The organism is Devosia sp. MC521 (assembly GCF_014127105.1).
Classification (GTDB): domain Bacteria; phylum Pseudomonadota; class Alphaproteobacteria; order Rhizobiales; family Devosiaceae; genus Devosia.
Genome location: NZ_CP059902.1, coordinates 2,535,551 through 2,548,434, shown reverse-complemented (window position 1 = coordinate 2,548,434; position 12,884 = coordinate 2,535,551). Strand labels below are relative to the sequence as shown.

Here is a 12,884-nt window from a genome sequence, read left to right as displayed (position 1 = left end):
GCGACGATGGGTCGCTAAGAATATTTTTGGATTGAGGTCTGAAGCGCGGCTCCTTGCCCGACTTTGGCCGATTTGACTCCAGACTCAGGGACAATCCTTCCCTCACGTGATTGCACAGCGCTTGCGTGTCGCGCCCGAGAATGGCAACGAAAGCGACATGACAAAGATTGGTTTTCTCGGCGCGATGAATCGCGATTTGGTGGCAAAACTTTCCGGCGCGGATTTGATAAAACAAATCGGCGTTGAGGCCGTGCCATTGGTCGAGACTGCGGTCAGCGATGAGGCGGCCAACAGTGGTGCTGAAGCGTTGGCGCGGCTTGGCGCAAAAACCTTTTTGGGCGGATCTGCATTTAATGTTGCCGGCGTCGTCGGTCTGCTGAACGAAACAAACCGAAAAATCGACGGGCAATTTATCGGGATCGCTGGCGCGATTGATGGCGGTTGGCCGCATGTCGAAACCTTGGCCGCACTCGGGATTGCTCCGCGCCAGATCGCAATGCTCGAGCTGCCCCCGGCCACATGTCTCGCCATGGTTGAGCCGGGCGGACGCACGTTGCTGACGGCATTGGGCGCCAATGCGAAGGTGCGCGAATATCTGACTGCGGAGCGCGCGCGCATCGTGTCTGCCGTCGCCGAGTGTGACGTGGTGCATATCACCTCGTTTCTCGATGCCGAGGTTCCTGCGTTGCTGGCGGGCATTGTGGCCGATGCCAAGGCGGTCAATCCGGAGCTGAAGCTCTCGCTTGATCCGGGCGCTGCTTGGGTGTTCCCGGGCGGGGATGGCTTTGCGCAGATCCTCAAACAGACCGACATTTTGCACCTCAATCATGAAGAGCTTGAGCATCTCATGAAATCAAGCGCCGGGGATATTCGCGGCGTCGGTGTGCGATTGGCGCAGTCTGGCTGGATGATTGTATCCCGGCACCACGAATGGGTAGGTGTCTACCAAGGGCAGGGGGGCGAGGTTTCAGCCCAGTACGAATTGCCGAAGACGAACGATGTTGTCAGCGTCGTTGATGCAAATGGGGCGGGTGACACTTTCTGCGGGGCGTTCTTGTGGGCTTGGCTCACGGGAAGTGCTGCCATCGATGCCGCACGGTTCGGCTTTGTGTGTGCGCGCGCTAAAGTCAGTGTGTCGGGGCCGCTAACACCGGACACTCTACCGCAAGAGGCCTTCGCGTTCGAACTCGGCCCAACCCGCTAGTTTTGCTGCTTTCGTGTCCTTCAGGGTCTCGGAAGGTTTGGCTTTCTCTTCACGCGCGAGGCGGCGTTTCCAAGCGGCCTGTCGACGGTTTTCGGCTGCGGTGAGCTTATCCTGTTCGCGCCATTCACTCATTTTATCGTCGTTGAGCATGTCTTCGACGACCTTAGGCTCAAACACGTGAAAGGTGATTTTGCGGGCACGGCCGTGGAGCTTGACGGTACGGGTTCCTGCGCTTGGGAGCCGGCCATCTTTGAGCCAGCGATGGCGTTCGCTGGTGGTGATCGTGAGAATGTCCTGAATTTCGCGTGGAATTATAGCGAGTTTCTCGATGCCCACGAGATTGCGCTCAATCGTTTCTGAGGCGCGAGCGAACTCTTGTTCGTGGCCTTCCGGCATTCCCAAAATGAGAGTGCCGGGTCGTACATCCAGAAATTTGCGGAGCATTGTGGGCAGTTTGGCGCGCATCTCCAGCATGATGCCTTTGGTGCGTACGGCAGAACCCAGTGTCGCCGCTGTTGGCAGTGACCACTCCGCGATATGGACTGCTGGTTCAGGAGATTTTCGTTTGCTGGCCATGTGGCATAGATAGGCTTTTGCGCACCTAAAACAACAGTGCCGCAGTGCGCAGATTTGTGAAGGTAGGCCTATCGCGAGCGCCAGAGCTCACGAAAGCGTTTTAATGGCTTTTGATTATCAGCTTGCCAGTCGGGATTACCCCAAGAGGCCTTCGGGGAGGGTGCCCGCGCTGAACAGTACTTTAGGCTCGTCGTATGTGTCCGCTTCCACGTCGACATCGGCGGAGTAGGCCCAGACCCCAGCGCGCGTTAGAGCGATCCGTTCGGCGGCGGCAATGGCCGCCTCGGCAGTCTTCTTTGCCTGGGGCACATCAGGTTCCAGCTTGCGGCCTTTAGCGCGGAAGCCCTGAACGTAATAGAGTGTTGGCATATTGGTCCTCGTGGTTGGCTAAGGCCTTACCACGTGTCGGCAGAGATTCCGCGCAGCATTTTCTCGGCGTCAAAAACCGCGAAGCTGGGCAAGAATAGAGCGCGTGAGGTGAGGAGATTTGGTGGGCCCACCAGGACTCGAACCTGGAACCAGACCGTTATGAGCGGTCGGCTCTAACCATTGAGCTATAGGCCCCCATGTGCGTCGCACGGGGATTTTCCTAGTTTGTGTCGGCCTGCGCGGTCAAGGGTGATTGTAGACTTGGCGCGAACTTGTGGGAATAAGTTGGGCAGCAAAGCACGGCCGCCAAAGAGTTTAGTGCTGTAGGACCACAAGTGTTGCTGCGCCCGCCAGCATGGCACCAGCGGTTTTATTGAGACGGCGCAAGGCTTTTTCGCTGCGGAACATGTCGCGTGCAGCTGATGCCAAGGCAGCATAGGCACTGCACACGAGGAGCAGGCAGACGATAACCAGAACGGTCAACTCTACGATGGCGAGGGCGTTGATCTGGCCGAGAGGGACCACTGTGGGCAGAATTGCGAGGTAGAAAATAATGGTTTTGGGATTGCCCATGGTGAGCGAGAAGCCGGCCAAAAAGGTCTTCATGGCGTCTTCTTTTTTCGGACGCATCTGTTCGGAGCCAGGCTTGGCTGTCCAGAATTGATAAGCGATATAAAGCAGATAGGCCGCGCCAACCCAGCGGATGATGACAAAGATGGGCGCGAAATAGGTGGCGAGCGCGGCGAGGCCAAAGATGGCGAAGAAGAAATAGACGAGGTCACCGGCGAGGATGCCTAGGGTCATCGGGATGGCATTTTTGAATCCGCCACCGAGCGCTCTGGCGACCACTGCTGCGATGCCCGGCCCCGGAATAATCAGGGCAATCAAATAGGCAATGGTGAAAGCAAAAAGCGTAAACAGATCCATGGCGGTCATCCAATTATCCAAACATCTCTAGCGCTAGACTTTGGCCTTGCCTAGGGGGAGTTGACGTTTGGCTTGAAGGGGTTATGGTCAGAACGTCGCAACTGGACCGGTAGGTGCCCAATGGAATTTGTCCCGCAAACACGAGTTTTCCCGTTTGCTTTTGAGGACTGTTCCAACCATGCCTTCCGCTATTACCATCTCTCAGCTGAGCTATTCTGCGCCTGACGGCCGCCAGCTTTTCAATAAAATCGACCTCAGTTTCAACGCCGGCAGGACTGGCATCGTTGGGCGTAATGGTGGCGGGAAGTCCACACTTTTGGGCCTCACGATGGGCACGCTTGTGGCATCCAGTGGCACTGTTGCCGTGCACGGCCGGGTTGCCATGTTGCGGCAGGATGTCGGCGCGTCCGATGGTGAAACCATCATGGATTTATTTGATGTCCGCGCACCGTGGCTGGCGATGCAGAGAGCCATTGCGGGCGATGCTGCGCTTGAGGACTTCGACACGATAGACTGGACGCTTGAAGCCAGGATTGAGGAAGCGTTGAGCAGCTTTGGTCTCGTGGCTACGGCTGAAACTGTGCTGGCCGAGTTGTCGGGAGGGCAACGCGTCAGGGCGGCTTTGGCTGCACTCGAGTTTGCGCAGCCCGACATCATTCTCCTCGATGAGCCGACTAACAATCTGGACCGCGAGGGACGGGCGGCTGTGTTGCATCTGCTTAAGCGCTGGCGCGGCACGGCCATTGTGGTGAGCCACGACCGCGAATTGCTCGAGGAGATGGACACGATCGTTGAGCTGACGGGACTGGGCGCCCGCAGTTACGGCGGCAATTACAGTTTTTATCGGGAGCGGAAGGCGCTGGAGCTGGCGGCGGCGCAGCATGATCTGGATGTGGCGCAGCAGCAGAAAAACGATGCCGCGCGGTCGGCACAGCAGGCTAAGGAGCGGCAAGATCGGCGCAATGCCAGTGGGCGCAAGAGTGCTGCACGGGGCGGCGCACCCAAGATCCTTCTTGGCGGGCTCAAGCGGCAGGCGGAAGGTACGTCCGGTTCTATCGATAAGCTTGGTCAGCGGCTGGCTGCGGCGGCCGATGACGCCATTAGGGCTGCTCGCGAGCAGATCGAAGTATTGACGCCGTTTGCGGTCAAACTGGCGCCGACCGGTCTGCATGCGGGCAAGGTTGTGTTGCGCGCAAGTGGATCGACGGGGGGCTATGTTCCCGATGCGCCGGTGATCCGTGGCATTGATTTTGAGATCATGGGGCCGGAACGGGTGGCGCTCGTTGGTCGCAACGGGGCGGGGAAGTCGACGGCACTGAAATTGTTGACCGGGGCGCTGCCTTCAACAGCTGGGCGGGTGGAGGCTTTTGGGGCTGTGGCTATGCTCGACCAACATGTTGGTCTGCTCAATCGGGACGAGACGGTGCTGGAGAATTTTCAAAGGCTCAACCCGGACAGTACGATCAATGATGGTCGAGCAGTGTTGGCCGCGTTCAAGTTCCGCAATGATGCTGCGCTGCAAACCGTGGGGACGCTCAGTGGCGGTGAGCTTTTGCGGGCGGGACTGGCCTGTGTGCTCGGAGGGGTAGCAACGCCGATGCTACTGGTGCTGGATGAGCCGACGAACCATCTCGATATTGAAGCGATAGAGGTGGTGGAGGCGGGGCTGCGCGCGTTTGACGGGGCACTGTTGGTGGTGAGCCATGACACGGCGTTTTTGGAGAATATTGGGGTGACCCGGTGGGTGGAGATTGGTGGGTAGAGGGTGGGAGGTTTTTACCCGCACGCTCGGTCCCCCCATTCAAGCGGAATGGAGGCGACGGGGGTTTGCTCGGCATAAAAAAAGACCCCGATAGAGTGAACTATCGGGGTCTTCATCATGAATGCGAGGCCGATTAGGGCAGGCGGGATAGGCGTTCGGTGAGGAGCGCGTAGAAGCCTTCGGCATTGCCCGAGCGCAGGTAGAGCGCGTTGCGGGGCTTGTCGGTGACGTGCCAATAGTCGGCGACGGTCATGCCGACGGTTAGCTCGGATGCTGTTTCGATCGAGACGTTGCAGACGCGACCTTCGAACAGCTCTGGCTTCAAGAGGTAGGCGATGACGGTTGGGTCGTGTAGCGGAGCGCCTTCCCAGCCGTATTTCTTGAGATCGAACTGTTCTGAGAACGTCAGCATGGCGTGAACGGCTGCACCCGACTTATTGCCCAGCGCCTTAATGGCGTTGAGGCGGGCAGGGGTGGCCTGGATCATGTGCGTGACGTCGAGCGGCTGGATGGTGATCTTGGCACCGCACTTCATCACCAGATCTGCGGCTTCCGGGTCAACATAGATGTTGAACTCGGCGGCAGGGGTGATGTTGCCCACTTCAAAGTAAGCGCCGCCCATCAGGACGATTTCCTGAATGCGCTCAGCGATGGCTGGCTCTTTGACCAGCGCCATGCCGATGTTGGTCAGTGGGCCAAGCGTTGCCAAGGTGATGGTCTTTGGCGGGTTGTTCATGATGGTGTCGATGATGAAATCGACGCCGTGCTGCTCCTGCAGCGGAATGGTCGGATCGGGCAGAACCGGGCCGTTCATGCCGGTGTCGCCGTGAACATGTTCGGCAGTGACGAGGGTGCGGCGCATCGGGCGCGAGCAACCAGCGTAGACTGGGACGTCGGTGCGGCCGGAGAGTTCAACGACTTTGCGCGCGTTGATGGCGTTCTGCTTGAGACCGATGTTACCGGCAACAGCGACAATACCCAGAACGTCGAGTTCCTCTGGGGATGCCAGCGCCAACAGAATGGCAACGGCATCGTCTTGGCCGGGATCGGTGTCGATAATAATCTTACGGGACATAGATGGCTTCTCTGAACAAACCGCAGTTTGAGGTCACTTTATCGGATCGCATTGGCGGGGTCGACACACCTCAGAGGGGCGAAGACGGCTTTGACTAAGGTGTTTGCTTAGCGAGAAAAAGCTGTCGAGAGCGCGTGTAATTTCCTCCCGATTTCTGTGGTCCAATGGCGTTCGCGACTGTATTTGGCCGCTTTTTGAGCGGTGACGGCTGCACTAGAGAGGCAGAGTTTGCGACCTCTTTTTAGATTGAGGAACGAGAATGGCAGGTGAACTGGCCGGTCACGCAGGCGATGCGGCGAATCATGGGATTGATCTGATCCCAATCGTTGCTCTGTTGGCAGCTGCCGCGATTGCTGTGCCGATCTTCAAGCGATTAGGGCTTGGATCGGTATTGGGGTATCTGGCGGCAGGTCTATTGCTCGGGCCATCGGGCATTGCTCTGATTGCTGATCCAAGTTCGGTCTTGGCCGCCTCGGAACTCGGGGTGGTGCTCTTCCTGTTCATTATTGGCCTTGAGATGGAGCCGTCCAAGCTCTGGGCATTGCGCAAGCAGATTTTTGGGCTCGGCGTGATCCAAGTCGGGTTGTGCGGCGCGCTGCTTACGGGCGTTGGTATTTTGCTCGGCTTTGCGCCCGTCGTGGCCTTTGTGTTCGGCATGGGCTTCGTTCTGACCTCGACTGCGATTGTCATGCAGATTTTGGGGGAGCGAGGCGAACTCAACAGTCCGAGCGGCCAGAAGATGGTTTCCGTTCTGCTGCTCGAGGATCTGGCGATTGTGCCGCTTCTTGGCGTTGTCGCTTTGTTGGCACCACACGAAGAGATCTCGCTGACGACGCGACTGATTTCGGTTGGCGTGGCGGTTGGCGCGATTGTGCTGCTGATTTTCCTTGGTCGTCGCATCATGAACCCGTTCTTCGGCATCCTCTCGCGCGCTAAAGTGCGTGAAGTCATGACGGCTGGGGCGCTGCTTGTGGTGCTCGGCGCGGGGCTTTTGTTCCAACTGAGCGGCTTGTCCATGGCCATGGGCGCGTTCATGGCGGGCGTGTTGCTTTCAACCTCAACCTTTAGGCATCAGCTTGAAGCAGACGTGGAGCCTTTCCGTGGTCTGCTGCTTGGCCTCTTTTTCCTTGCGGTTGGGATGTCGCTCGATCTTGGGATCGTGGGTGAGAACTGGCAGATCATCGCGCTGAGCGTCGTGGCCTATATGCTGGTCAAAGCCGTGGCGATCTATGTCATCGCGCGTGTTTTGAAGTCGGATCATGCCGAAGCGCTAGAGCGCGCGGTGCTGATGGGGCAGGGCGGTGAATTCGCCTTCGTGCTCTATACGACAGCGGTAACGGCAGGGATTATTGACGGTCCGACGAATGCCATTTTCACCGCGACCGTAATCGTCTCGATGGTGCTCACGCCATTTGCCATCATTGCTATGCAGAAGCTGATGCCCAAGCGCGTGCAGCCGCTCGATGGTGTCGAGTTGGCGGATGGCCTTAACGGCAGCGTTCTGATGATCGGTTTTGGTCGATTTGGACAGATCGCCAGTCAATCGCTGCTGGGCAAGGGGCACAAAGTGTCCATCATCGATAATGATGTCGAGATGATCCAGGCGGCGCAGCCGTTTGGCTTTAAGATCTATTACGGTGACGGAACGCGTCTTGATGTGCTGCATGCGGCAGGGGCGGGTAATGCCGATCTTGTGCTGGTGTGCGTCAACAAGAAGGGCGATGCGACCAAGATTGCGCAGCTTTTGCGTCATGAATTCCCGCTGGTGAAGGTCATGGTGCGCTCCTACGACCGTGGCCATGCGATCGAGTTGCGCGAGATTGGCGTCGACTTCGAGCTGCGTGAGACGTTTGAATCGGCATTGCAATTCGGCGCTCATGCGATCCGCGTGATGGGTGCGGACGAGATCGAAATCGAAGAGATGATCGAGGGCGTGCGGGTCCGCGACCGTGCTCGATTTGAGGCTCAGGTGTTGGGCGGCGTGACGGCGGGAACGGGCTTGCTGTTGTCGAATGCCGAAGATCAGGCACGAGAAAGCGGAATAGCACCAACAGTTAAGCTGGTCGCTGCAGAGGAGAAAGAAGAGAGGGCCAACTAGCCCTCTCTAGGCAGGCGTTATTAGGGCTTTTCGTGTTGAAAAATAAGTGCAACAGTCAGTGCAGTTCTGAGGGGAACATCGCAATGAATATTGGACTGCGTCATGCCGCAAAAGCCTATTGTTTACGATGCCCCTACGCCGGAGCCACGTGCCACTACTGTTGAAGCGATACAGGCGGAAATCCTTGAGAGGCTGATTTACTCAGTCGGTAAGGACCCGATTGTTGCTCGTCCACATGACTGGTTGCGCGCTACTATCTTGGCGGTGCGCGACCGCGTTATGGATCGTTGGATGGAGAGCTCACGCGAGACGTGGCGGACCTCCAATAAGCGCGTCTATTATCTCAGCCTAGAGTTCCTCATTGGTCGCCTGATGCGCGACGCGATGAGCAATGTGGGGCTGATGGAGCCTGTGCAAGAGGCGCTTAAGAACCTCAATGTTGACCTCGGCGAGTTGATCAATCTCGAACCTGACGCCGCGCTGGGCAATGGTGGTCTCGGTCGTCTTGCGGCGTGTTTTCTGGAGTCCATGTCGTCGGTCGATATTCCGGCGTATGGCTATGGCATTCGCTATGTCCACGGCCTGTTCCGTCAGGAGATGAGTGAAGGCTGGCAGGTGGAACTGCCGGAAGACTGGCTGACGCACGGCAATCCATGGGAATTCGAGCGCCGGGAAAGCGCCTATGAGGTTGGCTTTGGCGGCAAGGTCGAACCGGTTATGGACCCCGATGGGGAAGTGCGCCAGGAATGGCACCCCAATGAACATTTGCTGGCTGTCGCCTATGATACGCCCATCGTTGGGTGGCGCGGGCAGCGCGTGAATACGCTGCGCCTTTGGAGCGCGCAGCCCATAGACCCGATCCTTCTCGATCGGTTCAATTCGGGCGATCATATTGGTGCGCTGGAAGAGAGTGGGAAGGCGAGTGCGATTACTCGCGTGCTTTATCCTGCGGACTCGACGGCAGCGGGGCAGGAGCTGCGCCTGCGCCAAGAGTTCTTCTTCTCGTCGGCGTCTTTGCAGGACATTGTGCGCCGCCATCGCCAGCAATTTGGGGATTTGGGCTCGCTACCGGATAAGGTTGCGATCCAGCTCAATGATACCCATCCGGCGATCTCCGTTGCCGAATTGATGCGCATTCTGGTCGATGAGAATGGGCTTAAATGGGCTGAAGCTTGGCGCCTGACCAAGGGCACATTTGGCTACACCAATCATACGCTGCTCCCCGAAGCGCTAGAGAGCTGGCCGGTGGCGCTGCTGGAGCGGCTGCTGCCGCGCCACATGCAGATCATCTATCAGATCAACGCCGACGTATTGTCGGAAGCGCGGACACGGGCCAAGTTTACCGATCAGCAGATTGCTGCTGTGTCGCTGATTGACGAGCATGGTGGCCGTCGCGTGCGCATGGGGCAACTGGCGTTCGTGGGTTCGCACTCGATCAATGGCGTGTCGGCGCTGCATACCGATCTGATGAAGCAGACCGTGTTTGCGGACCTGCATAAGCTTTATCCCGAGCGCATCAATAACAAGACCAATGGGATCACCCCGCGCCGCTGGTTGATGCAGTGTAATCCGGCGCTGACCAAGCTGTTGTCGGATCGGATCGGGCCTGAGTTTTTGGATCGTATCGATGCGCTTAAGGCGCTCATCCCGCATTCTGAGGACCCTGGGTTCCAAACCCAGTTTGCGGCGGTCAAACGCGCCAATAAGGAGCGGCTGGCCAAGGTCATCAAGGACCGGATGAATATTGTGGTGTCGCCGGACGCGATGTTCGACGTGCAGATCAAGCGTATTCACGAATATAAGCGCCAGCTGTTGAACATCATTCATGCGGTGGCGCTGTATGATGAAATCCGGGCGCATCCGGAGCGGGAATATGTGCCGCGCGTCAAGATTTTCGCCGGTAAGGCGGCGCCGAGCTATTGGAACGCCAAGCTGATCATCAAGCTGATCAATGACGTGGCGCGGGTGATCAACCATGATCCGGCGGTGCGCGGGCTGCTCAAGGTCGTGTTTATGCCGAACTACAACGTCAGCTTGGCTGAAGTGATCGTCCCGGCAGCGGATTTGTCCGAGCAGATCTCGACGGCGGGGATGGAGGCATCGGGCACCGGCAATATGAAGTTCATGGCCAATGGTGCGCTCACCATCGGGACCATGGACGGCGCCAATGTCGAGATGCACAAGGAAGTTGGCGACGACAATATCGTCATCTTCGGCATGACGGCGGATGAGGTGGCTGAGAAGCGCTCGCGGGCGGAAGTGCCTCGGTCGGCGATTGTCAAATCTCACGCGCTCAAGGAAGCGCTGGAGTCGATCTCATCCGGCGTGTTCTCGCCTGATGATCCGCATCGCTATCGTGACCTGATCGGCGGGCTTTACGACCATGACTGGTTCATGGTGGCGCGCGACTTCGATGCCTATGTGGCGGCGCAGGCGGAAGTCGATGCGATCTGGAAGGATCGTGCGCGTTGGAATGCTATCGCCATTCGCAATACGGCCAGTGTTGGTTTCTTCTCCTCGGACCGAACCATTCGGCAGTACGCGTCGGAGATTTGGGGAGTGCCAACGAAATAAATGCTGGCTTGGCGTCAGTAAGAATGAACACATAGCACTATTCAGCGTTAGGCTCGGGTCGGATTGGACGGTCGTGATGAGGGGAAGCGCGTGAGCTTGGGTAAGGAAGTCTGGCAAGCCGAGACACATGAAGTCGAAGCCATTGTTGCCGGTCGGCACAGTGACGCTTTCGGCTTTCTCGGCCTGCATCAGATCGAAGGTGCGTGGGTATTGCGTGCCTTTGTGCCCAATGCGGAAACGCTGACCGCCTATACGCTGGATGGGGCTGAGCTTGGTCATTTGATCCCACGTCATGGTGCGGGGTTCTTTGAGGGCAAGGTTGCGATCGATACCCCGCAACCAGTGCGTTATCGGGCCAAGAACGCGGGCGGAGAGTGGGACGTCTACGACCCCTATACGTTCGGGCCAGTGCTTGGGCCAATGGACGATTACTATATCGGAGAAGGCACGCATTTGCGGCTCTTCGATAAGCTCGGCGCGCATGAGATGGCGTTTGAGGGCATTCATGGAACGCATTTTGCGGTCTGGGCGCCCAATGCATTGCGCGTTTCGGTCGTTGGTCCGTTCAATGAATGGGATGGGCGGCGCAACCCCATGCGCAACCGTGGGGGCATTTGGGAAGTGTTCATCCCGGTGCTCGGTACGGGGACGATCTATAAGTATGAGATCGTTGGGCCAGAGGGCCAAATCTTGCCCCTCAAGGCAGATCCGTTTGCGCGGCAGGCCGAGATGCGCCCCAAAAGTGCATCGGTTGTGCCCGACCCGACGCCGTTCGTTTGGACGGACGCGCAGTTTATGGAAGAGCGCAAGGCCAAGGATTGGCGGCGCGCACCGATGTCGATTTACGAGGTGCACCTAGGCTCGTGGCGACGGCGGCCGGATGGCGGCTTTTTGAGCTATGACCAATTGGCCGAACAGCTTGTGCCTTATGTGGCGGACATGGGTTACACCCATATCGAAGTGCTGCCGATCTCCGAGCATCCCTATGATCCAAGCTGGGGTTATCAGCCGACGGGGCTCTATGCGCCAACGGCGCGTTTTGGCGATCCGGCAGGGTTTGCGCGCTTTGTGAATGCGGCGCATGAGGCGGGACTTGGGGTGATCCTCGATTGGGTGCCAGCCCATTTTCCGACCGATGAATTCGGCCTCGCCAATTTCGATGGCACGGCGCTGTACGAACATGCCGATCCGCGCCAAGGGTTTCACCCTGATTGGAACACCGCGATCTATAATCTGGGGCGCAAAGAGGTTTCGGCTTTCCTCACCAATAATGCGCTTTATTGGTTTGATCAGTTCCATATCGACGGTCTGCGGGTCGATGCGGTGGCTTCGATGCTTTACCTCGATTACTCGCGGGAGCCGGGGGAATGGGTGCCCAATGAGCATGGGGGCAATCAGAACCTTGAGACGGTCGCGTTTCTGCAGCGGGTGAATGCCGAGGTCTATCGGCAGTTTCCCGGTGGGTTCATGATCGCCGAGGAAAGCACCAGCTGGCCGGGCGTGACGGCGCCGACCTATGCCAATGGGCTGGGCTTCGGCTTCAAATGGAACATGGGCTTCATGAACGACACGCTGCGCTATATGAGCCGCAGCCCGGTGCATCGTAAGTTCCACCACGCCGATATGACCTTTGGCATGGTCTATGCCTTTAGCGAGAATTTCGTTTTGCCGCTGAGCCATGATGAGGTGGTGCATGGCAAAGGGACATTGCTCGAGAAGATGCCGGGTGATGACTGGCAACAATTTGCCAATCTGCGTGCTTATCTGGCGTTCATGTGGGGTCATCCGGGCAAGAAGCTTTTGTTCATGGGCCAAGAATTTGCCCAGCGCGCCGAGTGGAATGAAAGCAAGGCGCTAGACTGGTATCTGCTCGATCAGCCCAACCATGAGGGGATGCGCCGGCTGATTGCCGATTTGAATGCGGCCTATCGGAGCCTGCCCGCATTGCATGAGCGCGACTGCGAGCCCGAGGGGTTCAATTGGGTGATCGGCAATGATCAGCAGAATTCGGTTCTGGCCTGGGTGCGTAAGGCGCCGGGTGCGGACCCGGTTTTGGTGATCACCAATCTCACTCCCGTACCGCGCACCGGATACAAGGTGCCGCTGCCAGCTGCAGGCAGATGGGTCGAACGGATCAACACCGATGCTGGCTGGTACGCTGGCAGCAATACGGGAAATCATGGCGGCGTTGAAGCGCGGGCCGTGAAGGGGCAACACTGGCCTGCGGAGGCCGAACTTTATCTGCCCCCGCTGGCGACGCTTTTCTTAAAATTCGAGCCCGAATGAAGGGCTGTGTTTG

Annotated in this window: 9 protein-coding genes and 1 tRNA gene; 5 read left to right on the top strand and 5 right to left on the bottom strand. The window is 57.9% G+C overall.

Going from position 1 to position 12,884, the window contains the following annotated elements; genetic code table 11:
• Positions 1 to 157 precede the first annotated feature (157 nt).
• Positions 158 to 1,204, top strand: coding sequence for a carbohydrate kinase family protein (locus H4N61_RS12190; protein ID WP_182394111.1), 1,047 nt, complete (start codon positions 158 to 160; stop codon positions 1,202 to 1,204).
• On the opposite strand, the gene H4N61_RS12185 is transcribed toward H4N61_RS12190, so the two are convergent.
• The 4 genes from H4N61_RS12185 to H4N61_RS12170 form a co-directional block, all read right to left on the bottom strand.
• Entirely contained in the window at positions 1,160 to 1,780 is a 621-nt protein-coding gene (locus H4N61_RS12185) for a hypothetical protein (RefSeq protein ID WP_182394110.1), read from the bottom strand. The two genes, H4N61_RS12190 and H4N61_RS12185, sit on opposite strands and share 45 nt — an antisense overlap.
• 135 nt (positions 1,781 to 1,915) lie before the next feature.
• Complete coding sequence (locus tag H4N61_RS12180) at positions 1,916 to 2,149, bottom strand: hypothetical protein (protein ID WP_182394109.1); 234 nt, start codon at positions 2,147 to 2,149, stop codon at positions 1,916 to 1,918.
• Between the two features lie 119 nt (positions 2,150 to 2,268).
• Positions 2,269 to 2,344: transfer RNA gene (locus H4N61_RS12175), tRNA-Ile, on the bottom strand.
• 120 nt (positions 2,345 to 2,464) lie between these two features.
• The gene (locus H4N61_RS12170; RefSeq protein ID WP_182394108.1) at positions 2,465 to 3,085 is read right to left on the bottom strand and encodes a LysE family translocator; all 621 of its coding nucleotides are present in this window, start codon (positions 3,083 to 3,085) and stop codon (positions 2,465 to 2,467) included.
• Between the two features lie 169 nt (positions 3,086 to 3,254).
• On the opposite strand from H4N61_RS12170, the gene H4N61_RS12165 reads away from it, so the two are divergent.
• Positions 3,255 to 4,838 carry an ABC-F family ATP-binding cassette domain-containing protein gene (locus H4N61_RS12165; protein ID WP_182394107.1) on the top strand — a complete coding sequence of 528 codons (1,584 nt, stop codon included), beginning with the start codon at positions 3,255 to 3,257 and terminating at the stop codon, positions 4,836 to 4,838.
• Positions 4,839 to 4,971: 133 nt separating this feature from the next.
• Here the strand turns inward: H4N61_RS12165 and H4N61_RS12160 are convergent, their stop codons facing one another.
• Positions 4,972 to 5,913, bottom strand: coding sequence for a nucleoside hydrolase (locus tag H4N61_RS12160; protein WP_169195096.1), 942 nt, complete (start codon positions 5,911 to 5,913; stop codon positions 4,972 to 4,974).
• 259 nt (positions 5,914 to 6,172) lie between these two features.
• Between H4N61_RS12160 and H4N61_RS12155 the strand changes: the two genes are divergently transcribed.
• From H4N61_RS12155 to glgB, 3 genes are all read left to right on the top strand, one after another.
• Positions 6,173 to 8,011, top strand: a complete 1,839-nt coding sequence (locus H4N61_RS12155) for a monovalent cation:proton antiporter-2 (CPA2) family protein (RefSeq protein WP_182394106.1) — start codon at positions 6,173 to 6,175, stop codon at positions 8,009 to 8,011.
• A gap of 102 nt (positions 8,012 to 8,113) precedes the next feature.
• Positions 8,114 to 10,585, top strand: coding sequence for a glycogen/starch/alpha-glucan phosphorylase (locus H4N61_RS12150; RefSeq protein WP_169195098.1), 2,472 nt, complete (start codon positions 8,114 to 8,116; stop codon positions 10,583 to 10,585).
• A 90-nt stretch (positions 10,586 to 10,675) separates the two neighbouring features.
• The gene (glgB, locus tag H4N61_RS12145) at positions 10,676 to 12,871 is read left to right on the top strand and encodes a 1,4-alpha-glucan branching protein GlgB (RefSeq protein ID WP_169195099.1); all 2,196 of its coding nucleotides are present in this window, start codon (positions 10,676 to 10,678) and stop codon (positions 12,869 to 12,871) included.
• The last annotated feature ends 13 nt before the right edge of the window (positions 12,872 to 12,884 follow it).